Annotated in this window: 18 protein-coding genes; 9 read left to right on the top strand and 9 right to left on the bottom strand. The window is 40.7% G+C overall.

Annotated elements, in window-relative coordinates:
• Positions 1–69 precede the first annotated feature (69 nt).
• From H6G76_RS17660 to H6G76_RS17680, 5 genes are all read left to right on the top strand, one after another.
• Complete coding sequence (locus H6G76_RS17660) at positions 70–600, top strand: LLM class flavin-dependent oxidoreductase (RefSeq protein WP_277883108.1); 531 nt, start codon at positions 70–72, stop codon at positions 598–600.
• 56 nt (positions 601–656) lie between these two features.
• Positions 657–941 (top strand): acyl-CoA dehydrogenase family protein, encoded by a 285-nt coding sequence (locus H6G76_RS17665; protein WP_190703178.1) that lies wholly within the window; start codon positions 657–659, stop codon positions 939–941.
• 93 nt (positions 942–1034) lie between these two features.
• Positions 1035–1652 carry a DUF1326 domain-containing protein gene (locus tag H6G76_RS17670; RefSeq protein ID WP_190703181.1) on the top strand — a complete coding sequence of 206 codons (618 nt, stop codon included), beginning with the start codon at positions 1035–1037 and terminating at the stop codon, positions 1650–1652.
• Between the two features lie 3 nt (positions 1653–1655).
• Entirely contained in the window at positions 1656–2489 is an 834-nt protein-coding gene (locus tag H6G76_RS17675; RefSeq protein WP_199337426.1) for a DUF2182 domain-containing protein, read from the top strand.
• Between the two features lie 19 nt (positions 2490–2508).
• Positions 2509–3693, top strand: a complete 1185-nt coding sequence (locus H6G76_RS17680) for an acyl-CoA dehydrogenase family protein (RefSeq protein ID WP_190703183.1) — start codon at positions 2509–2511, stop codon at positions 3691–3693.
• A gap of 16 nt (positions 3694–3709) precedes the next feature.
• Here H6G76_RS17680 and H6G76_RS17685 read toward each other — a convergent pair whose 3' ends face one another.
• The 3 genes from H6G76_RS17685 to H6G76_RS17695 form a co-directional block, all read right to left on the bottom strand.
• Positions 3710–5272 (bottom strand): hypothetical protein, encoded by a 1563-nt coding sequence (locus H6G76_RS17685; RefSeq protein ID WP_190703186.1) that lies wholly within the window; start codon positions 5270–5272, stop codon positions 3710–3712.
• A 420-nt stretch (positions 5273–5692) separates the two neighbouring features.
• Complete coding sequence (locus H6G76_RS17690) at positions 5693–7825, bottom strand: bluetail domain-containing putative surface protein (RefSeq protein WP_190703189.1); 2133 nt, start codon at positions 7823–7825, stop codon at positions 5693–5695.
• Between the two features lie 328 nt (positions 7826–8153).
• On the bottom strand, positions 8154–8603 hold the full coding sequence (locus H6G76_RS17695) for a Fur family transcriptional regulator (protein WP_190703192.1): 450 nt from the start codon (positions 8601–8603) through the stop codon (positions 8154–8156).
• 658 nt (positions 8604–9261) lie between these two features.
• Here H6G76_RS17695 and H6G76_RS17700 point away from each other — a divergent pair.
• Complete coding sequence (locus H6G76_RS17700; protein ID WP_190703194.1) at positions 9262–9627, top strand: VOC family protein; 366 nt, start codon at positions 9262–9264, stop codon at positions 9625–9627.
• On the opposite strand, the gene H6G76_RS17705 is transcribed toward H6G76_RS17700, so the two are convergent.
• A complete protein-coding gene (locus tag H6G76_RS17705; RefSeq protein WP_190703207.1) occupies positions 9628–10962 on the bottom strand; it encodes a hypothetical protein in 1335 nt (444 codons plus the stop codon). It lies immediately after the preceding gene.
• A gap of 1365 nt (positions 10963–12327) precedes the next feature.
• Here H6G76_RS17705 and H6G76_RS17710 point away from each other — a divergent pair.
• Both H6G76_RS17710 and H6G76_RS17715 read left to right on the top strand, forming a co-directional pair.
• Positions 12328–16032, top strand: coding sequence for a PAS domain-containing protein (locus H6G76_RS17710; protein ID WP_190703209.1), 3705 nt, complete (start codon positions 12328–12330; stop codon positions 16030–16032).
• 72 nt (positions 16033–16104) lie between these two features.
• On the top strand, positions 16105–16494 hold the full coding sequence (locus tag H6G76_RS17715; RefSeq protein ID WP_190703212.1) for an MAPEG family protein: 390 nt from the start codon (positions 16105–16107) through the stop codon (positions 16492–16494).
• 7 nt (positions 16495–16501) lie between these two features.
• On the opposite strand, the gene H6G76_RS17720 is transcribed toward H6G76_RS17715, so the two are convergent.
• From H6G76_RS17720 to H6G76_RS17730, 3 genes are all read right to left on the bottom strand, one after another.
• A complete protein-coding gene (locus H6G76_RS17720; protein ID WP_190703215.1) occupies positions 16502–16867 on the bottom strand; it encodes a Spx/MgsR family RNA polymerase-binding regulatory protein in 366 nt (121 codons plus the stop codon).
• Between the two features lie 264 nt (positions 16868–17131).
• The gene (locus H6G76_RS17725) at positions 17132–18112 is read right to left on the bottom strand and encodes a magnesium transporter CorA family protein (protein ID WP_190703218.1); all 981 of its coding nucleotides are present in this window, start codon (positions 18110–18112) and stop codon (positions 17132–17134) included.
• A 187-nt stretch (positions 18113–18299) separates the two neighbouring features.
• Positions 18300–19103: an SDR family NAD(P)-dependent oxidoreductase gene (locus H6G76_RS17730; RefSeq protein WP_190703220.1), complete on the bottom strand. Its 804-nt coding sequence runs from the start codon at positions 19101–19103 to the stop codon at positions 18300–18302.
• Positions 19104–19186: 83 nt separating this feature from the next.
• On the opposite strand from H6G76_RS17730, the gene H6G76_RS17735 reads away from it, so the two are divergent.
• Complete coding sequence (locus H6G76_RS17735; RefSeq protein ID WP_190703223.1) at positions 19187–20053, top strand: GNAT family N-acetyltransferase; 867 nt, start codon at positions 19187–19189, stop codon at positions 20051–20053.
• A gap of 24 nt (positions 20054–20077) precedes the next feature.
• Here H6G76_RS17735 and H6G76_RS17740 read toward each other — a convergent pair whose 3' ends face one another.
• On the bottom strand, positions 20078–24517 hold the full coding sequence (locus H6G76_RS17740) for an ATP-binding protein (RefSeq protein WP_190703226.1): 4440 nt from the start codon (positions 24515–24517) through the stop codon (positions 20078–20080).
• 429 nt (positions 24518–24946) lie between these two features.
• Entirely contained in the window at positions 24947–25147 is a 201-nt protein-coding gene (locus tag H6G76_RS17745) for a hypothetical protein (protein ID WP_190703229.1), read from the bottom strand.
• Between the last annotated feature and the right edge of the window lie 121 nt (positions 25148–25268).

The raw sequence follows: 25268 nt of genomic DNA on the forward strand, positions 1-25268 counted from the left end.
TATTGACATTAAGTCCTAATAAGCGTCCTTTCTACCAACAAGGTCAAAGAGCTATGAGACTTATTCTGTCTGCATTCTAGCCCTTTTTGTAGCCCCTTAAGGTCTGACTGGTATTTCATGAATGGCAATACTATTGAAGGTGTGCGAGAGCAGATTCAGGAAGTATCTGAAGCGGCTCGTCAAGAAGGACGTAAGGTTAAGTTTGGGCTGAATGCGTTTATCTTGGTGCGAGATACTGAAGTCGAAGCCCATGCTGTACTGCGAGAAATTATTGCTCAGGCTGATAAAGAAGCTGTAGAAGGATTTGGCGAGGCTGTGAAACACGCAGGTGCTTCCACCCGTGAGCGTCAGGGAATGTGGGCAAATTCTAATTTTGAAGACTTAGTACAGTACAACGATGGCTTCCGAACTGGTTTGATTGGTACAGCAGAACAAGTTGCCGATCGCATTCGCCAGTATTACGAGGTAGGAGTAGATTTGATTCTGGGCGGATTCTTACACTATAGCGATGACTTAGCCGATTTTGGTCGTACTGTGATTCCTTTAGTGCGGGAAATAGAAGCTCGTCGGCGTACAACTGAAGAGTTAATAAGTGTGTGAGTAGCTAATTACCTTTCTATCAAGAGTTTTTATTCTGAAGCCAAGGAAAGTGAAGCATGACAACTACAATTAGTACCGAGCAGCAAGCCCATGTAATTAGTAGCGATGCTGAAGCAATAGCGATCGCTCATCAATTAGCATCTGAATTTGTTAAAGGAGATTCGGAGCGGGACAAAGAAAGACGTTTACCATACGAAGAGGTGAAAAAGTTTTCTGCCAGTGGATTATGGGAGATCACAGTTCCTCAAGAGTATGGTGGCGCATTTGTATCTCATGCCACCCTTGCAGAAGTAATCAAAATAGTTTGTAAATCAAATAGGATTGCTATAGATTGTGAATAATATTTGCACTCTTAGTTAGACCTATTAACAAATAGTGTAAATTTCCAAATATATTCATAGTTCCGCCACACAAGGTTAGCAGGAGAAATAAAAATGACAACCGCTACCAAAACTTATGAGTTAGAAGGGCAAATTCTAGAAGCTTGTTCTTGCAATACACCTTGTCCTTGTTGGATTGGAGAAGACCCTGATGGCGGAAGTTGCGATAGTTTTGTTGCATATCATATTGAGCGAGGAGAGATTCAGGGTTTAGATGTTTCGGGATTAACTCTTGTCAAAATTGTCTATATTCCTGGAAATGTTTTGGCGGGAAATTGGCGCGCAGTTACTTACGTTGATGCTAAGGGAAGCGTTGAACAACAGCAAGCATTAATTAAAGTTTTTACAGGTGAACTTGGTGGCGCGATCGCTGATTTAGCAAAACTGGTAAGTGATAACCTAGATGTGCGGGTTGCTCCCATTGAGTATCACATCAAAGAAGCCCAAGGAACAATTCGGATTAGTGATGTCTTAAGTGCAGAGATGGCTCCTTATCGTAGTGCCACTGGTAAACCCACTAAGCTAGTTGATAGCATCTTTAGTACCATTCCTGGTTCTCCGGCTTATGTTGGTAAAGCGTCTCACCACAAAGTAAATATCCCAGAGTTCAATCTTTCTTGGGAGTATAACGGACGCAATGCTATTCAGGGTGAGTTTCACTTTGAGGCTTAAAAAGTGATCAACAATTCACACCACCAACCTACATCTGTACATCCGGTTATTAGCAGACTGTATAGCTTTATCAATAATGATTTGATATTGGTGTGGGGGTTGGTATTAGTAGCTTGGATGTTGATGTTATTGATGGTCTTGACTGGTCAAGATCACTGGTTACATCATCATGATTTGATGGGTGAAAAATTGCCACCTCTACTGTTAAAACTGTTGATTTTTCTTCTAGCTTGGCAAGTAATGATCGTGGCAATGATGTTGCCCTCTAGTCTGCCACTAATTCGGCTGTTCTTAAAAGTTAGCCAGCAACAAACTCAGGAGAAAGTCTCTGCGCTTCTATTTGTGTTCATCTGTGCTTATGCTACCCTTTGGACTAGTTTTGCCTTACTCAACTTTCTTGGCGATTGGGGGTTGCATCACTTAATTAATTCCTGTCCTTGGCTTGAGCAAAATACTTGGTTAATTTCTGGTACAACTTTGCTCATGGCTGGCGCGTTCCAATTTAGCGGACTGAAAGAACATTGTTTAAAATCATGCAGACATCCTCTAAGTTTCTTGACTCATCACTACCAAAGAGGATTAAAAGCTGCTTGGAATTTGGGAATTCGTCACGGTTTATACTGCTTAGGCTGTTGCTGGGCGTTGATGCTGGTAATGTTTACTGTAGGAGTTGGACATTTAAGCTTGATGTTAGGACTAACAGGTGTGATGGTAATTGAGAAAACTTCACGCTGGAGCGATTTGCTAGTTAAATTCGTAGGTATTGGCTTGCTGGTTTGGGGAAGCCTGACTTTAGCCCATCCTAATTGGTTAGAGAAACTGTTGGCTGTTTTCTGAGTTGGAGAAGTTGCAAAGAATGCAATTAATAGAGACTAGAGATTCTGAAAATTATATTATTCTAGCTAAGACTTTAGCAGAGGAATTTGCCCAGACAGCAGTCATACGAGATGCAAAAGGGGGAACACCAAAGCAAGAACGCGATCGCTTGCGTGAAAGCAACTTGCTAAAATTGATCGTGCCAACAGAGTACGGTGGTTTAGGGCAAACCTGGAAAACAGCTTTTAAAATTACCCGCGAGTTTGCCAAAGTAGATAGTTCTATTGCTCACATCTTTTCCTACCATCATTTAGGTGTTGTTGTTCCACATATATTTGGTTCAACAGAGCAAAAACAACGCTATTATTCAGATACCATTCGCCATAATTGGTTTTGGTGCAATGCGGTTAATCCCCTAGATAAAAGAACCACCCTAACATCAGAAAATAATTATTTCCGGCTTAATGGGACTAAAAGTTTTTGCTCTGGCTCCCAAGATTCGGATATGATGCCGATAACTGCCATTAATCAAGAAACAGGTGAATTCATGCTCCTGGTAATTCCCAGCCAACGCCAAGGTATTACTATTCATGATGACTGGGATAATATGGGACAACGGCAAACCGATAGTGGTAGTACTACATTTGATAATGTATTGGTTTATCCTCACGAGATTCTTGGTAGTAGAGACAAACCCAGTCAACCCTTTAATACTATCCGCGCCTGTCTGACGCAATTAAATCTGGCTAATATTTATCTAGGAATTGCCCAAGGCGCATTTGCAGCAGCTAAAGAATATACTCGGACTACTACAAGACCCTGGTTGACATCAGGTGTGGAGAGTGCAACACAAGACCCATATATTCTTCAACATTACGGTAATATGTGGATTGATCTCCAAGCCGCCACCTGTTTAACTGACCAAGCCGGAGAATTATTACAAGCAGCTTGGGAGCAGGAATGGTCACTCACGGCACAGCAACGGGGAGAATGTGCGCTTTTAATCGCTACTGCTAAAGCAGCTACTACTAAAGTTGGCTTAGAAATTACCAATCGTATCTTTGAAGTGATGGGCGCACGCGCTACGAATAGTAAATATGGTTTTGACCGTTACTGGCGTAATCTTCGGACTTTTACTTTGCACGATCCTTTAGATTATAAAATTCGTGACATTGGCAACTGGGCATTAAATGAGGAACTGCCAAAACCCAACTTTTATTCATAGTTCTAACAGAGGATGCTTAATTTATCAGCCTTAGGATATATTCTAGTTCCTTTCCTTTATAGTATTGAAGATTGGGAGACTGAGTAACTTTATCTACAATGAAGCCAATTTTCATTCCAGATGTATAGGTTATTCCTCTTCGAGTAGTTTGTTCAATGCGAATATCATACTCCACAGGTTGTCCTGGTTGAAGCCAAGAATCAAAGCGATCGCCTAAATTGAGCTTATAAATATTGTCCGAAACTGATAAACCTAGAGGATATGGTCGATGTGGAATAAGTGGATAAGAAATTTCACGAACTTTGGAGTTGTTCTGGGACAAAATAATTGTCAGTTTAACTGTTTTTAACTCGCCCAGAAGCTGACCTTCATCTAAAAGAGTCAAGTTGCGAGGATCGCGGAAGCGATCAAATCCTTTAAATTTAAAACGCCCTAAGCGTTTGGGGTGAATACCTCCAGTAATCGTAATTTCCGTTTGGTTTTGCGATTCATTGAGTGTATATTCCAATGTGCCTGGAATAGAAAATCCCAATTTCCCCGATTCATTAATTTCAGCTTTGATAGGAGGATCGCCTAAATCTTGTGGGCGTTTAGCAGTTTGCCAAGCCACTTTAAAAGAACCTTGGACGGTTTCTAATAAACGGTAACTATCTGGGACATCCGAACCAACACTAAGTAGACTCCGTAGCCCCTTTTGTTTCGACTGGTTTTTCTTGATTAGTCCAATGCTGCGATCAACTAACAGGCTAACCCGATTGCCATAACTAGTTTGTTCTTGAGGAGTTTCTGTACCCTTGACTAACAAAACTTTACCGTAAATACCGGGTTCTCCATCTGTACCGTTGCGTCCCGGTTGACCAATAGAGCCATTCACACAAGTAAAATTTCTCTGCTGTGATAGACCAATATATTCCCAGCCATAGCGGTAGTTTGGATCTAAATTTGACACCAGGGGTCGATTATATTGTTGGTCATATAACGCATCACCCGAACAGCGAAATAAATCTCTTCTAATTTCTTTCCACTCTGCTTTTTCGACATTTATTTGTTGCGCCATCAATGCCCAAGTACAGTAGTTTACAGTCCAGACCGGTTGAGTACAGTTACATCCACCACCAGCTTGTCCGCCATTTCCTCCAAAACCTGCTCTCCCGCCCCGATTACGTAATACCAAATTCTTGAGTTGAGATAGTGACTCAAAGTAAACAGTAGCATTACCACCATCACCACCATGACCGCCATTACCACCATTACCACCATTACCGCCTCTAGCACCGCATACATTCACTTCCACATCCAGGGGCTGTTGGCATCCAGAAGCTGATTCACCAGAGGTAGCAGATTCTCCCGTTTCACCATCTGAACCAGAGATGTCAATCGTTTGTAGTTGTTCGCTAGCGCGAACTATTTGATCGGATACAGAGTTCCCATTTCGTCCCGACCGACCATCTACCCCATGTCTACCATCTTGTCCAAAAATTTGTAGTTGATCAGCGGCAACATTGGCTGTGAGAGAGTTAACTATTGTTACCAGAAAGCATAGTTTAAGAACGTAATGAAGTGGCTGATTAATATTCATAGAAATAAATAATTTAAATAAAACTATTGATATATGTGAATCTGGTTTGATTACTGAATATACTTGTGTAGGGAGGCAAGGCAATAGGCAACAGCTAAGAAGGCTAGTAAAAGTGTACTGATTTTTTCAAAAATTAAATATGAATCCTATAGCAATCCTAAATAAGTTACGAACTGGAGTTTGAGTTCGATAAAGCAGTATTTTATATAAGTATTTTATTGATGTTTGAGTTTCTAAATAACTCTTAGAGGTGTTTGAAAATGTTAAACAAAAGCTGTATTTAGGTATATAAAATACAGCTTTTTGTTAGCTAATACAATGATAGTTAATAAATTTACATAGTGTTTGTTAACACTTGATTCGTAGTGTTAACAGATTAATGTCTTCCTACCAGAAACTTCTGAAAGGGGCGCAAAAGAGTTAGATAATTGCGAAAAGAGCCAAATTGCCTTTGTAGCCTGTAATTTCAATCACAGCATCCGTAAGTGCGGAAAAACCATTGACACCATCATTCAGTGCTAGAAAAGTTTGCTGATAATTGCCAACACCAAGTGTAAAAGTTGCTGCACCTTTAGCAACAAAAGCACTAGTAGTTAATACTGCTTGTATATCAACGAGATTCAAACTAGCAACAGTACCAAGTTGCACCAAGTTTGCAGCAGAGATTGCATTCACCCTATCAATTTTATCTACACCAATTGTCAGGTCGGTAATGATATCGTGTTTAAACAACAGTGAATCACTCAGGCTGGTAAACACAAATCTATCAGCACCACAACCACCTGTGAGGATATCGCCACCTGCACCACCAATGAGTTTGTCGTTACCTTTACCGCCAATCAGTTTGTCATTTCCGGCTAATCCAAACAAGCAATCATTGCCGTTTTTCCCAATAATTTTATCGTTGCCAGCATCACCAGTGAGTGTATCTTTACCGCAGCTACCAGCTAAAAATTTACCTAGTACAGTTTTATCTTCAGTGATTTGAGTCAGGAGTTGACTTTGGTCATTATACAAATAACTGACAACTGCATCTGTAGTGCCATCTCTGTTTTTGTCAATATCTGCCGAAATCAGTTTACCATTGCGATCGCAATTGTAGCTGGTAACTTGATCAGCCAGTCCATCATAATTTTTGTCTAGTATCTCTGCGCTGAGTCTACCGTTAGCATCATAGGTGTAATTAGTGGATTCATCGATGCTACCATCATTATTCTTGTCAACTAGTTGTATAGTTAATTTCTCATTAGCATCGTATTTGTAAATATTTAATTCATCAGTGATGCCATCTTTGTTCTGGTCAATTTCCACTGATTTCAACTTGCCGCTAAAATCATAGCTGTAAGTGGCAGTTGTATCAATTACACCATCATTGTTAGTATCATAGCTGGCGAATGCGCGTCCATAAGTAAAAGTGTTAATCGAATCAACCTTGCCGTCGCCGTTATTATCAGACCTTTCGGATGTTTGATTGCCGTTGGCATCATATGTAAAGGTGATGATCCATTCAGCTTTGCCGTCGCCGTTGTTGTCATAGCTATAGGATGTTTGATTGCTATTGGCATCATATGTAAAGGTTTCGGTATGATCAACTCTGCCGTCGCCGTTGTTGTCAAAGCTATAGGATGTCTTATTACCCTTGGCATCATATGTATAGGTGTCAATATAATCAGCTGTGCCGTCGCCGTTGTTGTCAATAGTATAGGATATCTGTTTGCCCTGGGCATTATATGTATAGCTTCTGATCTCTTCAGCTTTGCCATCACCGTTATAGTCATAGCTTTCGGATGTCTGTTTGCCATTGGCATCATATGTATAGGTTCTGATCTGCTCAGTTTTGCCGTCGGCGTTTAGATCCCAACTAGAGGATATTAGCCTGCCTTTGTCATCATATGTTGAGTTTCTGATCTCATCAGTTTTGCCATCCGCGTTGTAGTCCTTGCGTAAGGATGTTAAGTTGCCCTGCGCATCGTATATAGATGTATCAACTCTATTAATTTTGCCATCGGCGTTTAGATCCTCTCTATAAAATGTCAGTTTGCCTTGAGCATTATATGTATAGGTTTTGATCTCATCAACTTTGCCGTCGCCGTTTTTGTCCCTGCTTTCGGATGTTTGATTGCCTTGGGCATCATATGTAAAGGTTCTGATAGAATCAGTTTTATTGTCGCCGTTTGAGTCCTCGCTATAGGATGTTGGTTTGCCTTGGGCATTATATGTAGCGGTGAAGATATAATCAGCTTTGCCGTCGCCGTTTGAGTCATTGCTCACGAATATCTGGTTGCCCTTGGCATCATATATCCGGGTTTCGATAGAATCGGCTTTACCGTCGTTGTTTTGGTCATCGCTAATGGATGTCTGATTGCCCTGAATGTCATATGTACGGGTTACGCTCGCATCAGCTTTACCGTCGCCGTTTAAGTCATAGCTAAAGTATGTATTTTTATAGGTGTAGGTAATAACTGCATCTACTTTTCCATCACTGTTGTCATCCCTGTTTTCGGCTATCAGGTTGCCTACAGCATCGTAAGTGTAAGTTATGCTTGATGTCATAAACTTGTATCACTCCATCAATATTGATAGGGCTACACCTGAGTGTTGAAGTGGGTGTAGTTGCAACAATCTTTGAGCAAATTTATTTATGCTGCGCCAGTTTTGCCAAAGATAATATAGTTAATGTTTTTTCCTGGTAAATGTTTTTGATCACAAGTTTGATGTGATATTTTATGTTGCGATCGCCTGCAACTAAACCTACAAAGTTAACTTTTCTATTCGTCAATAGTTTCCGGTTAAGACTAAGAACTGAAATACAATTTCAAATATTCAAATTTTCCCTGATTCATCCGACCTAGTTCTTAACCGAAAAATACTGAACTTCTCTTCATGATTCTTCAGAGGGAGTGCGATAACCGTAGAAATTAATACTGTATTCTGTAATCTGCACGCCTGTTTGCTGTTCAACTTGACGCAGCAATTCCTCTGGCAATTCTATATGCACATCAAGGATTTGATTTGTATCCAGGCAGTTGACATGACTGTGAGCATCACTAATATTGCCATATAAACGACCATCACAGTGTTCGATACACTCAATAATGCCTTGACTGGATAAAGCTTCGAGATTTTGATAAACAGAAGTATGTCCGATGTCTTTGCCTTCTTGGTTTAAGCGATCGTAGATTTCTCTAGCAGATAGATGCTCATTTGCTTGCCACAACAGTTCCAAGATAAAGCGACGCTGGCGGCTAACCCGCATACCCAGTGTTTGGCAACGCTCAAGCGCATCTTCTAAGGAACGAATTGGTTTTTTCGCTATCGTTGGTTTGTCCATAGGATTTTTCGCTAACTATTAAGGTAATTGGTTATTTCCGTATTTATTGGTTCTTTTTGATATAAAAAAATCTTACATACTATTTTTGGCATCTAACTGAGTGGATGAAGCGAGATCGCTGCACTACTCACAGCCTTAAACAACTATATTTAGAGCTTTTTGCGGGTTATTTTTTTATATCCTCAGCTAAAACAAACTCATTACAACTTTAGCTTAAATTTATGGTCAATGTCCACCTTGGGGTAGGTGTAGTTTCTCCAAGGTAGGCAATAGAAAGAAAATATTAAGTTAATTTAGTATTCAGTTTTACTCTTAAAAGTAAATAATTATTGCAATAAATAACTTTCATCTAGTATTTCTAAACCAGTCAGCAAAAACAAGATACCTAATTTCTTTGCAAATTTAGGAATCCCAGCCTTTAAATTCCCTCAAATTCAATAAAATTGCGATAACTCAATCAATCTTGCCTATGTTACCTTTTGTTCACAAAAGCGTAATATTAAAGTGCATTTGCAGAACCAAGCTCATATGGTGTAGGTTAAGTTTTTTTACATTGATAGAATAAAGTTAGACTGACATCGTTCAAAACAATTTTGTCTAAATTGTCCCGATGAACTGTTGATATTTATTAACACCCAAATTACAAAGTGAGGTGTATATGACAATTACCTTAAATCACACTATAGTACCCACACACGATAAAAAAGCAGCAGCAGAATTTTTTGCCAAAATTTTTGGTTTAAAGGTAGAAAAACCAATAAACCATTTTGCTGTAGTTCATGTTAACGATACACTGACGCTAGACTTCGCTGACAGCGAAGACTTTGAATCACATCATTATGCGTTCCATGTTAATGAAGCAGAATTTGAGAATATCTTTGCGCGGATCAAAGAAGCAGGTCTAGAATACAGCAGCGACCCTATGCATCACAATAAAGGTCAACTAAACTACAGAAATGGCGGCCGTGGTTTTTATTTTTATGACCTTGATGGTCACAACTTAGAACTATTGACCCGTCCATAGTTACTTTTTAACTAAAAAATATGCGGTAGCATATTCAGGCAACTTACTGATATGCTGCCCAAACTCTTTTTGACTCTGAAAAATACCTGCTAAAAAATCGAGTTGATAAAGATTAGGTAAAAATGCTCCACCTGTATCAGCAATTACTCCCATTTGCAACTGCTTACGTCCACCTTGAGTGTGTTCCATCACAACTATTCTACCTAAACCAATATTTAGTACATCTCCAGCAAATGTTACCCCTGGCTTGATAGAAATTTTGGCATCTATTTTATAACCATAACCTTTGATGGCATCCACTTGTTTAAAATACCAATAACGCTTTTGTGATGTTGCTTTTAAGCCTCGAATATAAGACATTCCATTATTTCTATCTACATTAAAAAATGCCTTAGTTCCATCGGTAAAATTAATCAGTATAGTTCCCTGCATTAAGGCTTCTTCTAAACCTATACGAGTCAAATAGGCTAGGGGTTTAACTTTGCCATATTCCTTACCACCTGGTTCATAAATTCCAGATAAAACATCTTGTTTGGTATATCGAGTATAAAACTTATCGGTGCTTGATGTTGTGTTTAAACTATAAATAGGTGTGTTAAATTTTGCTGTTTTGGTATGGGAGCCAGGATGAGTAAAAACAGCATATTTAGTCATGCGTAACTGCTGCTGTTTAGGATTTTGCTTGTTATAGGCAGTCCATTTAATAACTCGAAAATTACTATTGATGAAATTAGCATCTTGTAGGCGAGTAGGGCGATTTTGAGCAATATCTTCTTGCAAAGTAGCAATCATGAAATCTAAGGTTTTGAGAACATCTTCTACACTTACGCCTTGAGTTCCCAATAAACCTTTGCGTAAAACATCTGGGTCAGCAGCAGAGTTTTGTTGAAAATAGTTTCTGGTATTGATGAGAGTTGTTAATAAATCTGCTTGGTTAAATTTAACTTTAGTAGTTGGTAGTTTTGAGGGAGATAGAATATTGCTACCTTTTACACTAAATTTATAATTTTTCCACTCATCTATAACTGGATAACTAATGTTTACTGATGTAACATTGGGGCTAGAGGTTGTTTTTTTTTGTTTCTCTAGGAAGTTATCAGATATTGGTTGATATAACCGAAAATTTTGAAAACCTGATGTAGTTATATTACTAGCCTGCATTGAAACCAGTGAAGTTTGCGGTTGAGATAGTGGAGAACTTTCCTGAATATTTGGTTGTTGGGTTAACTGTTCATTTCTTGATTGAATAAAAGAATAGCCATAAGCCAAACTAGAAGTTAGTAAAGCAGTAATACCTATAGTCAAGCTGATTTTTTGATTAAATAAGTTAGTCATAACTTGCAAAAATTTCTATTAGTAAATAGTAATTACACTTGCTTAATATTTGAGCATATTATTTTGGCAATGTGTAACCAGTGAATACAATAGGTCATTATATCTGGTTCAATCCTGAATGCTTGCCCAACAAGGCATCGTAACTTTATATACCTAATTTATTGCTGCTCCTTTGTGTAATCAATATCGACATCTTCAGACAACTTAAGCACTCAGCAGTGGCATATTGATAAAGCTGTTGTGCTACATGACTCAGAGGCTTCATAAATAATTGTCGATATTTCCTCAAAAAGTAATAACTCATATTCTCGTTTTTCTGTCAATGCGTAACATTTATACAAATGGCAGCACTTGTTACTGTCAAAAATCACATATGACAGTTTAATCATCATAAATCTAAAAAAATGTTAAGTAAGTAGTCTGACAGAATTAATTACACAAAGTCATTGCGAATGGAGCGAAGCGGAATGAAGCAATCGCAAGGGCTGGGATTGCTTCGCTTCGCTCGCAATGACTGTAAATATTTTTGTCTAAGTACTTATTTACCTTGATCAGCTTTTACCTAGTGTGCCGTGCGCTAAAGCAATTGTAAAACGCGATCGCTGCTCGTTGCTTTTTGAGGCGCATTCCACGGACGTACCTACGGCGCGATGTCTTTAACTGGTTCTAAAACATTACAACGGGCTAACTTTGGGCCGTTAGTTCCCGGTGTAACACCATTTCACTTTAAGTTTGATACAAATGGGCCGCAGGGGGGCAGCACTTCGGCTCCCTTCTCCTGTCGGAGACGCTGCGCGAACGACTACGCTCAGGGCAAGCCGCTCAGTGACCGGGGCAGAGGAGAAATTATTTGGATCATTTATTTCGTGAAATGGTGTAACACATATTCCCGATGGAACTCACACCAGCTTAGATTATTTAGAAAAACAACTATTTAAGACCATACTACCGCCCCAGATTCCCCTGCTATTTCAAGCTAAGAGGGAGACGAAGAATTTTTATCTTTACTTCTCTAGTACAAAGCGGCGGAAATCTAGATACCCTTTTAGAAGATTCAAAAACCCAAAATAAAAGCTTTTTGACTTTTGACTTTTGACTTTTGACTTCCGCCTTGCGGTACTAGTTGTGTACCTCATTTAGTTACAAATTGCTGTATAGTTTAGACTAATTGACAAAATATATAATAAATAAAATTAATAGATTTCCAATTAAATATTTAGTTATTTTTCCATAATTTATATTTAAAAGACACATAAATATGCTTTGGTTGTGACGCATAAATTATTTTCAAAAAATTGAATTATTGGTAGAATTAGCTGGGGTATTTAAGTATTTTTGAGCTATCTGCTAATTATTAATGTAGTTATGAACCAGCAACAGCGCACCGTTTTGATTGTTGATGATAGCCCAGGAGACTGTGAACTGTATCGGCGGTATTTATTACAAGATAGAGAATACAAATACAATTTTTTAGTAGCAGAATTGGGGCAATTAGGGTTAGAACTATGGCGAGATCATCAACCTGATATTGTGTTGCTAGATTATCGACTACCAGACTTAGATGGAGTGGAATTTCTCTTACAATTGCAAACAATGATGCGCCAATCATTATTACCTGTAATTGTAGTAACAGGGCTAGGAAATGAGGCGATCGCCGTGCAGGCTATGCAAGCGGGCGCACAAAATTATTTAGTGAAAGGCGCAATTACTGCTGAAGAACTCCAGCAAACGGTGAATGGGGCAATTGAAAAGCTGGAGTTACATAATCAACTACAAAAGAGAGTAGAAAAAGAAAGATTATTAAACAGAATTATCCAACAAATTTATAAATCTTCCAGCTTGCAAGGAATTCTCCAAACCACTGTTAACGAAGTGCGGCAATTCCTCCAAACGGATCGGGTAATCATTTTTCGATTATATGCAGATGCTAACGGACAAGTAATTGCAGAATCTGTAGGGTCACAATGGCAACCTATTCTCAATTATTCCATGACCGATCCCTGTTTAGCAGAGGATTATATTGAACGCTATCGTCAAGGATTACTCAACCTTGATCCGACTGCTGTAGATTCTTATATCGAACGCTATCGTCAGGGATTAGTTACCAGCAAAAGAGATATCTTTGATGGTACCATCGACCAATGCCACGTAGAACTGCTGGCTCAGTTTCAAGTCCGAGCAAATTTGGTAGTGCCAATTCTGCACGACAACTACTTTTGGGGGATTTTAATAGCTCATCATTGTGCAGCACCGCGAAATTGGCAACGCTCAGAAATTGATTTGCTTCAGGAATTAGCCACCCATATAAGTATTGCCATCCGCCAGTCTGAAGCTTTACAACAAGCACAACATGAACTGGCCCAACACAAACGTACTCAGTCGATTCTGCAAGAGAGTGAACAAAGACTCCAGTTAGCACTAAAAGCTGCCCGGATGGGAACTTGGGACTGGAATATACTCACAGGTGAAATTAAATGGTCTGAAAACTTAGAAGCTTTGTTTGGGTTGAAAGTGGGAGAGTTTAATGGCTCTTTGGCGATGTTTTTCTCTAGGGTACATCCAGACGATCGCGATCACATACAGGAAGCAATTAATGCTGCCATCAGTACAGGCGCAGACTATAACATCGAATTTCGGGTAGTTTATCCAAATAATAATATTCGTTGGGCCCTCAGCCAAGGTCAAGTTTTCTACAACCAAGCAGGGCAAGCTGTACGCATGGCGGGTGTAGATTTAGATATTACTGAGCGCAAACTAGCCGAAGAGTTACTCACATCTAGCGAGGAGCGCCTGCAACTTTCACTAGAAGGATCGGGCAATGGTTTATGGGACTGGAACATAGTCACTGATGAGCTTTACCTCAGTCCCCGATGGTTAGAAATGCTCGGTTATCAAGTTGGGGAACTGCCCAGCCACGTTGATACTTGGAAAGAACTTATTTATCCAGAAGATAAAGCTTTTGCCATAGAACGTTTAAACGCCCATCTGCTGGATAGTTCGGTGCCTTACAAATTTGATTATCGAATGATCACAAAATCTGGGGAGCCAAAATGGATTGCTAACTACGGTAAAGTGGTAGTACGAGATGAGAATGGTCAGCCTTTACGGATGGCAGGTATTCATCAAGATATTAGCGATCGCAAACTTGCCGAAGAAGAACTGCAACTAAAAGCACAAATCCTCGCTCAAACACATGACAGTATCGTATCCACTGATCTTAATGGTTACATTACCAGTTGGAATCCAGGCGTTCAAAGAGTCTTTGGTTACTCTGCCCAAGATACGATCGGTCAACACATTACGATGCTTTATGCACCCCAAAACCATGCATTTTTACAAAATCAAGTAATCGAGCCGCTAAAAGCTCAAGGTAGCCATGAAATAGAAGTTATAGCACAAAGCAAATCTGGTAAACCCCTAGAGCTTTTGCTCTCACTTTCTTTACTGCGAGATCGCAATCAGAATCCTGTAGGTATGATTGGATTCTCAATGGATATTACTGCTCGCAAACAGGTAGAAGCAGAACTTCGCCAAAGTGAAGCCCGTTACCGTTTCTTAGCAGAAACCATTCCTCACCTCGTCTGGACTTGCGATGCCAATGGTAATTGTGACTATGTAAACCAAAAATTATGTGAATATACGGGATTAACAACTGAGGAAGCCTTGGGATTTGGTTGGCTATCGGCAGTACATCCAGAAGATGTAGAATCAACCCAATCTATGTGGTTATTAGCCCTTGCAAATAGTACATTTTATAAACATGAATACCGCTTCCGGCGAAACTCAGATGGTAGTTATCGCTGGCATTTAATTTTAGGATTTCCACTCAAAGATGAACAAGAGCAGGTATTAAACTGGTTTGGTACTTGTACAGATATTCACGAGCAAAAAGAATTAGAAATTGAACGCGATCGCATTTTAGAATTAGAACAAGTAGCCCGTAATGAAGCTGAAAGAGCTAACCGCATCAAGGATGAGTTCTTAGCTATTCTCTCCCATGAGTTGCGTTCCCCCCTCAACCCTATCCTTGGTTGGACGAAGCTGCTACAAAGTCGGAGGTTGGATGAAAACAAAACAGTTGAAGCCTTAGCCACCATTGAGCGTAATGCTAAGTTGCAAACCCAACTGATTGATGACTTACTTGATGTTGCCAAAATTTTGCGCGGTAAACTCAGCCTCAATCCTGACCCTGTTAATTTAACATTTGTGATTGAAGCTGCCATTGATACTGTCAGAACCGCTGCTGTTGCTAAATCAATTCTGATTCATCCAGAGTTACCCAATATTGGGCAGGTATCTGGTGATGCTGTAAGGCTACAGCAAGTAGTGTGGAATTTGCTTTCCAACGCCATCAAGTTTACTCCCCAGGGGGGACGGGTAGAAATCTGGTTACAACGCTTAGACAACCAAGCCCAAATTATAGTCACAGACAACGGTAAAGGTATTAACCCCGATTTTATCCCCTACATATTTGAATCTTTTCGTCAAGAAGATGTCTCAGTTAACCGTAAATACGGCGGATTAGGGTTAGGTTTAGCAATTGTGCGGCACATAGTCGAAGCCCACGCTGGTACAGTTACTGTTGACAGTCAAGGTGAAGGACAAGGAAGCACTTTCACTGTCAGTTTACCCTTGCTCAACATTGAACCAGAAAGCGATCGCACTGAGAAGTTGTCTGCCGATGAACTCAATCTTACAGGTATTAAAATCTTAACTATCGATGATGAACCAGACAGCCGCAATTTTCTCACAATCATGCTAGCTGATTACGGCGCAGAAGTAATGACGGTTGCTACTAGTTCCGAATTTTTAGCAGCCATAGAATCATTCGGGCCAGATGTTTTGGTGAGTGACATTGGTATGCCTGAAGTTGATGGTTATACATTAATCAGACAAGTGCGTTCCCTCCCATCAGAACGCAGCAAACAAATTCCCGCGATCGCTCTGACAGCTTATGCTGGTGAAATCAATGAACAACAAGCTTTAGCTGCTGGATTTCAAAAGCATTTATCTAAACCAATAGACCCAGATATATTAGTACAGGCTGTAATTAAGATTATCAGGAATTAAACTAATTTCTAATATCACTAACTGAACCTTATTGACTTAGAATCATCAGGTTGATATTTTTTGGCTAGTTTCATGACACCTGACTTAATCTGTCTGTTAATTTTGGCCCTGTGGTCATTTCCGTTAAATCACATTCCTGCACTTGCCCGTGTAGCCTATTCAGATATTAGTTGGGGAATGGGAAACCGAGATAAGATGCCGGATGTTCCCCCTTGGGTCGGGCGCGCAGATCGGGCGCAGCGAAATCATCATGACAATTTAGCGATGATTGCAATAGTAATTGTAATTGCACACCTAACCGCTCAGAACGATAGTGTGACTGCTTACGCAGCAATTGCGATCGTCGTGCTAAGAATATTGCACAGTCTGTCCTACATTTTTGGAATTACAGGTATCCGCTCATTAGCATACTTTGGCGCAATTCTGGCATTATTTGTGATCATTTGGCGAATTTTTACTTGAAAATTGCCTAATCACTTGATTTCAGCCCTAATTTTTCTTTAACCATTGCCTCATCTCTAAAACCAACCAGCACGGCTGTTCCATCTTTAACGAATAGCGGACGTTTGAGCAGCATTGCATCAACTGTAAATGCTTCAATCCACTGTTGGTCAGTCCACGACTTTTTTTCATCACCCAAAGCGCGGTAGGATTGACCAGAAGTATTTCGCATGGGCGCAGCACCCAAAGACTTCACCCAGTTTTGGATTTGCTCACGAGTCGGTGGAGTATCTTTTGTATTAATGAACTGGTAGTCAATGCTGTTAGCTTGGAGCCAGTTCAAAGCTTTTTTGCAAGTGCCGCAGTTGGGGATACCGTAAACTTGAAGAAACATAAACAGTTAAGCAACAATTTGTATATAGGAATCTGATTTGATTACTGAACATACTTGTGTAGAGAGGCAATAGGCAATAGGCAATAGGGAACAGGAACGAAGGAATAAGAGGATACTGAGTTTTTTTTCAGAAATCAAATATGAATCCTATATATATTACAAGTAGTATAGTTGCTACTAAGAATTTTCTGTGCTGGGATTTTTATTGCAGATATTGTGAATGGCGATCGCCATCTGGCAACAAATACCTGCATATAATTCTACTTATAACCAGCGTTGTTGTTTAGCAAATACAATACTACTAATCACAATTAAGAATATCACGCTAATCACAGCCGGATAACCCCAAGGTTGTTCTAATTCTGGCATATGTTTAAAGTTCATACCATAAAAACCAGTAATAAAAGTGATGGGTAAAAATACAGTCGAAAGGATAGTTAAACGATTAATTTTTTGACTAGTTTTACTAGCAATATTATCGCGTTGAATTTCCATTAATTCTGACATCCAGACTCTCAATGCTTGATATTCTTGCCAAAGATTATCAACTTGATAAATTAACTCTTGATTAAATAATGTTTTCACTGGCTGAGTAATCCATTGAAAGTCTCCATAATTCATCCGAGCTATCAGGGATTTGAGATTTTGAAAATTTCGCCGCCCGGAACGAGTTGATTGCCTCATTGCCGCAATTTTATGGTATGTTTTCTCATCGCCAGAATTTGCTAAAACTTCATCTTCTAAATCATCAAGTTGTCTAGAAATATAATCAAACACACTATGGTAATCGTTTAAAATATCTTTAAAAATTAGATATAATATATAATCAACGCCACATTTTTGAATTTCTATATTTTGTTTTTGAATATTATTGATTAGTCCAGTTAAAACTTTAATTTCTGTGATCTCAAAGGTAATAATAAAATTATGACCTAATACAATACTGCCGCGCGCTACCTGAAACTCTCGGTTCTTTATTTGATGAGTTAGGATTTCATAGCCATTAAATAAACAATCTTCCATATCTTCATCAACTCCCGTAAGGGAATGGTTAAAAATCATATCAATCCGAGATGGATCGAGTTGAAAGTGGTTAATAATTTTGGCAGTTCCAGTGCGATCGCGGAAGTAAATACATCGCAACCAGATATTATGAGAACCATTAATCCTTCTCAGAACAGTATCAACATCTTTACTTGAGAATATTTCTAGGTGATTCTGAGAAAACGTCAGAAGAGTTAACATATAGCGATCCTAAATTAGTTGTGATAATTACCTCTAACAGCAATAGCGTTTTGCTTTTAAGCAAGAATCACAACAACTCATGCTTTCCATAAATATCATGAATTCGCTGATGGTGCATGGCATCGCTAACAATTGAATTCAATTGGGATTTCGACCAATCACAAGCACTAATGATTGTCGAGTTTTTTTAAGGCAGATTCAACCGTTTACGCGCACCAAATCGAAACAGCTTATCTGGTAAAATGGCTTTCAGACGAGGCAACCATTGTGCTTCATAACCAACACGGTAGCGTAATCGTGGTGAGGAGCTTGAAGCAATACGGGCAATTGCTTGTGCAATTTTGTGAGGATTATCACCTTGTGCAATTGCTTGATGGACAGATGAGATAATTACATCGCGTACATTGTCATAGTCGCTACTAACTGCGGTGGGTTGTAACATAGCTTGGTTCAAATTGGTCTTGAAGTAACCAGGCTCAATTAAAGATACTCTAATATTAAATGGGTCTAATTCTACACTTAGAGCTTCACTATATCCTTCAAGTGCAAACTTACTTGCAGAGTAAAAACCTTGACCCGGTGCGCCAATCAACCCTGCAACTGAACTCATATTGATAATATGCCCACTACGCTGCTGTCTCATAATAGGCAAGACAGCATTAGTAACACGCACAACACCCCAAAAATTCGTTTCAAAAATCTCCTTTGCTTGTTCTAAAGAAGTTTCTTCAATCATGCTGGTATGAATTTGTCCAGCATTATTTACTAGTAAATCTAGGCGATTAGTCCGTGTGAGCAACTGTTGAATACACAATTTTACTGAAGAGTCAGACGTAACATCCAGGGTCAACATTTCCACACCCTGTAGAGTTTGATGTTCTTTGCGACTGGTACCAAAAACACAGTAACCCACAGCAGCAAGTTTTTGAGCAATCAACTGCCCAAACCCAGATGATGCGCCTGTAACTAGTACGACTTTTTCGTTAGTCATGGGTAATATTATAAATTCTATTTTCAATCAAAATATTGATATAACAACCCTTGATGGCAAACCCCTTGCAAATGGAGTTTTTTGTGGCTACATTAAAAACTTTACAACCTGGTGATGAAAAACTGCTAGAAAATTTTCTGTTGCAACACACCGAGACATCGATGTTTCTGCGTTCAAATTGGCGAGAGGCGGGATTAATTGATCAAGGTGCTAGGTTTCAAGGAACTTATGTAGCAGCGATCGCCGATGATGAAACTATAGTTGCAGTCGCCGCCCATTATTGGAATGGAATGGTTGTAGTTCAAGCACCTGTGCATCTTGCAGAAGTGGTGCAAGCCGTGGTAACACAATCTAATCGAGCGATTTCGGGAATTGCAGGCCCCACAGCACAAGTTGAGATGACGAAGGAAGTATTGAGACTGGTTAACCGCCAAACTCAACTTGATGAAAGCGAGATATTGTTCTCCTTATCGTTGGCAGATTTACAAATACCTCCCGCTCTAACATTGAGAACAGTTCAGTGTCGTTTACCTTATCTAGAAGAGTTTGAGTTACTTAGTCAGTGGTGTGCTGCTTACAATGTAGAAACTTTAGGTCAATTAGAAACACCTGATTTATTGTCAACTTGTCGCCAAGAAATAGAAGCTAGACAAACTACAGCTAGGCATTGGGTATTGGTAAATAAAGATATGCCCATAGCTTATACCGCCTTTAACGCTCTTTTACCTGATATTGTGCAGATTGGTGGCGTATGGACACCACCGCCACTACGGGGAAAAGGTTACGCTAAATGTGTAGTAGCTGGGTCGTTATTAGAGGCGCGATCGCATGGTGTCAAACGCGCTATCTTATTTACTAATCGAGAAAACTACGCAGCCCAAGCCGCATACCGAGGCATAGGCTTTTGCCCAACTGGGGAAGAATTTGGTTTAGTGATATTTTCACCATAGGGCTACCAATTGGTAATTCACGCCTTAGGTGCTTAACAACTTATTAATTGCCATAATGAGATTGTCTGGCTCGACGGGCTTAGAAATATGCTTTTGAAAACCAACTTTGAGTGCTTGCTTTTCGTCTAGTTCTCCAGCATAGGCTGTAAGGGCGATCGCGGGAATCTTTCCGCCTTGTTCTTTTGGTAATGCCCGGATCTGCTGCATTAGCATATAGCCATCCATTTCGGGCATCCCAATGTCACTTAGCAACATATCTGGTTGGTATTGAGTTAACACCTGCAATGCTTGACGTGCAGAAGTGGCTGTGATCACTTTCGCCCCTGCTTGTTCCACTACAAAAGCAACAAAGTCTCGTGTATCAGTATCATCATCTACCACTAAAACTTGGATACCATGTAAACTCAGGGATGGTTCCGACAATTGCAAATTTTGATCAACGCTCAACAGAGTAGATAGTGGTAACTTAACGCTAAATGTGGCTCCCATACCTTCGCCCTGGCTATCGGCTTGAATAGTACCACCGTGAAGCTCAACTAAGTGACGCACAATTGCCAACCCTAAACCTAGCCCACCAAACTTACGCGTAGTAGCACTATCGGCTTGACGAAAATAATCAAACACATAAGGCAGAAAATCGGGAGTAATGCCCTTTCCGGTGTCACGAACAATGATTTGAGCTTGATTATCAACCTGTGACAATTGCACATAAACCTGACCACCTGAAGGTGTAAATTTCACGGCATTAGACAGCAAGTTCCAAATTACTTGCTGCAAGCGGGTTGAGTCGCCCAAAACCATTCCAATTTCAGCATCAAGGTCTGCCTCTAGGTGAATGAATTTGGCTTCTGCTGCGAGTTGCACAGTTTCAAACGCCGCTTTAATAGTCGATGCTAAATTAATTGGGCTGCGTGTGAGAGAAAGCTTACCTTGCAAAATTCGAGAGACATCCAAAAGGTCTTCTATCAGTTCTGCTTGCAGCTTGGCATTACGCTCAATGGTTGAGAGAGCTTGTTTTGTCTTGGCTTCGTCTAGCTTGGCTTTTTGCAAGAGCTTTGCCCAACCTAAAATCGGGTTGAGCGGCGATCGCAATTCATGGGATAGTACAGCCAAAAATTCATCTTTAATTCGGTTTGCTGCTTGAGCTTGTTCTTTTGATGCTTCGGCTGCTGAACGTGCTTGCTGTTCGGCTTGGTATAATCGCGCATTTTCCAACGCTACAGAAGCCATCTGCGCTAATTGAATCAAGATTATTTCATCAGTTGCGCTAAATTCACCCTCATATTTATCGGAAAGCTGAATTAAACCAATGTTATTCCCGTCTCGCCCAACTAGGGGAGCAGCCAGCCAGCCACGCATGGGCGGATGGTTGTTTGCTTCCTTGCCAAAGCCTCGCCAAAGAGAATGTGCTTCTAGTTGGGCTTGAGTCATCCGCATTGGTTGATTTAAACGGCACACATTGGCATAGATACCAGACCCATCTGGATTTTCATCGTAATTTCGCCAAGCTGCATACTTATCAGACAAGTAGATGGCAGTAATTGCTTGACCCCAGTTCTGGTCAATCGTCATACTTGTAACAGATTGATGAGAACCAATGATTGATGCTGCCTGATCTGTAATTACCCGCAATAGTTGTTCGACCGAAAGAGCAGAATTAATTGCTAGTGCGGCTCTAGTTAATCCCTGTAATTGATTAACGTAGTGAAATTCACGCGCCAGCAGGTGTTCGCGTTCGAGTTCGGCTTGTTTGCGCTCGGTGATGTCAGCCGCAAAAACGGTCAGTCCATCGGGCGAAGGATAAACTCGGTGTTCATACCAACGATTCCAGGTGGCGTAAAAATATTCAAACTGAATTGGCTTTTGTTCGCTAAATGCTCGATGAAAGTGAATGTAAATTTCAGTGTCAACGGTATCTGCGAATACTTCCCAAATGCTGCGCTCAAGCATCTGTTCGCGTTTCATGCCGATGATTTGGCACAAGCGATCGTTGACATAGGTATAGCACCAGTTGCGATCTAAAACATAAAACCCATCATTAATGCTTGACAAAATAGATTCAACGTTCTGCTTGGCTGTTTCGGCTTCTCGTCGCAAGGTCTGCTCTTGCTGCATCGCATTTTGCCGCAGTTGCGCCAACTTTAAAGTTGCTTCGACCCGCGCTAACAATTCACGGGCAGAAAACGGCTTAGTGAGATAATCATCAGCTCCGGCTTCTAATCCCTCGACTTTTGCCTCTTCTCCGGCTCTGGCAGACAGCAAAATGATCGGAATTTCGCGGGTACGATTGTTACTTCGTAATGTACTCAGCAGACCAAAGCCATCTAACCGGGGCATCATGACATCCGTCAGTACCAAATCCGGTATATAATCTGCGATCGCTTCCAGTGCTGCAATACCATCAGTGGCAGTCTCGACCACATAATCCTGACTCAGCAATCGCTTCACATACTCCCGCATATCAGCGTTGTCATCAACCAACAGAATTCGAGCAGAGGAAGGTGACAGGTGATAGGTTACAGGCGACAGATAAGATTCTTTCCTGTTCCCTGTTCCCTGTTCCCTGTCCCCTTCTTCCAGCCTGTTGCCTATTGCCTGTTGCCTATTGCCTTCTTCCAGCCTGTTCCCTGCTCCCCTGCTCCCCTGCTCCCCTGCCTCTTCCGGTAGCCAGCGTAAGGCTTCCTCAATGTAAGGAGCTGCACCGATTGCGGTCGAAACTAAGGTTGGTGTTGCCTGAATTCTCTCTGGGGCTAAATGGGCAGTACCAAAAGGAATGGTAATGCTAAAGGTAGTACCATTCCCTTCAATACTTTCAACCTGTACCTGACCACCATGCAACCGCACCAACTCTTGCACTAAGGCTAGTCCAATCCCTGAACCTTCTTGGGTTCTTCCTCGCGCTCCCTCAACTCGGTGAAACCGCTCAAACAATTGGGGTAATTCTGCTTGCGGAATCCCAATACCTGTATCCCGAACTATTAATTGGGCTTGGTGCTGTACCTGCCGCAGGATGACTGTAATTGCTCCAGAAAATGTGAATTTAAACGCATTCGACAGTAGGTTAAGAACAATCTTTTCCCACATCGAGCGATCTATATAGACGGCTTCAGGCAGTTGTTCACAGGTGACAATATACTCCAAGCCAGCCTGCTCGATCGCGGAACGAAAGATACTGGCTAATTCGGCGGTGAAGGTAGCTAAGTCCGTGGGTTCATAAACCGCTTGCACCCTTCCGGCTTCGATGCGGGAAAAATCTAGTAATGTATTTACCAACTTCAACAGCCGCAAACCATTGCGGTGCATTAAGGCAAGCTCTTGCCTTTGGTCTAGTGACAGGTTATCTTTTGCCAATAGTTCCTCTAACGGACTTAACATTAAAGTTAATGGAGTCCGAAATTCATGGGAAACATTACTAAAAAAGGTCGTTTTAGCGCGGTCTAATTCCGCTAAGGCTTCGGCTCTTTGCCGTTCTTCCTCATACGCCTGAGCATTGCCAATGCTAGCCGAAATTTGAGATGTAACTAAGTTCAGAAATCCTTGGTAGTTCTCATCGAACAGCCGAAATGGGTTTAATGCTGCCACTAATACACCCGCTTTTCCTGTCCGTCCTGATGGTGCGATCGGTACTACAGCAGCTTGATGTGGTGGGTAATTCCACGCTCCTGTGGGCAAATCACAAAATTGCTGTTCTAAGTTAGTTAAGAGATAAGTTTCATGGGTTGTCAACACCTTGGCAAACTGCCACAGCGAATCATCATCCAGTACAACAGTTTCATCAACAGCTAGGTGTCCTCGGTCAATACCGCAGGTTCCGGCTAAAGTCACGCACTGCTGCTGAGGATCTACCAAATAAATCATCGCAAATGGTAGGTCGTAGGGATTAGTTGCTAGACAGTTGGTACTAAGATTACAGGCTTCATCAAATGTACGCGCGTCTGCTGTTTTAGCTGCCAGTTCTTTTAACAGTGCCAACTGTCGCTCCCCAATGATGCGCGGAGTATCTTCAGTATTGGCACAAATAATGCCGCCCGTACTGCCATCATCATTTGGCACAGGGCTATAAGAAAAGGTGTAATAAGTTTCCTCTGGGTAGCCATTGCGCTCCATAATCAGCAGCAACGCTTCATCATAAGTCCCCTGATTTTTTAATAATGCGCTTTGTGCGCGTGGCCCTACTTGATCCCAAATTTCTTGCCAGACGACGGCTGCTTTTTGGCCTAATGCCTGTGGATGTTTGCCGCCCAGAATGGCTCGATATGCATCGTTATACAGGTTGATCAAGTCGTCACCCCACCAAACAAACATGGCTTGGCGAGAAGTTAACATAATTCGCACAGATGTTTTTAAGCTCTGTGACCAAGTTTCTACTGCACCGAGCGACGTTTGTGACCAGTCGTGCATTCGCATAAGTGCCGCCATTTCACTGTCGCCGATAAAGAGATTTTCCGCGAGCTGAGAGTTCATCTCATGGGTCACAGTTACAGCCTCCGAATCAAGGTACAAAGCATTGGTTGATCCAGAGCTATCATATTTGAAGTTACAGCTATGATTAGGAAGCTGATGTCGATAACGCTATACAAAATAAGTATTATAGATTTTCAGACATGAGTATAAAGCTAGTTATCTATCTGTAGAGTGAATTTTGAGAATTAAAAGAATTGGGGCTTGAAAAATTGTAGGATTAATGCTCATCGAAACCTAAATGCATGATTAGCGTTTAGCACAAGGCAACTTTTTGGTTGAGTTGATAGTCTTGCTGAGGTTGTAAGGTTTTAGGACTACGCTTGATGAATTTGATTTGTGGCGATCGCTCTGACCTATCATTTAATTTAGCAGAGGCAGATTGATATAACTGACTGTCATATGTTCTTCTGCCCTCTATTGCTTATTTACTTATATCATTACTACTCGCCTTTGCCCGTGCTTTTTCTTAGCAACAACCTGACCCAGATACTCTCCAGCACCTAATCCAAACAATCCAGCACTGATAGAGTACATTGTCGTGCGTCCAAATATCTGCACTCCGAAATACCCAATGGATATTGCTGCTAATGTGCCAATGGTACTTGCAATGATGTTTTGATTCCGCCGCATAATTTTATGAACCTGGTAGCCTTGATAATTTTTGCTGTTGTTTGTATTTTAAAACTTTTCATAATCTGAACAAGTATCACAACCTGTTGCATGAAGAGAAATCACAGACACCAAAATTACT

It is taken from the genome of Nostoc sp. FACHB-152 (assembly GCF_014697475.1).
Lineage (GTDB): Bacteria > Cyanobacteriota > Cyanobacteriia > Cyanobacteriales > Nostocaceae > Nostoc_B.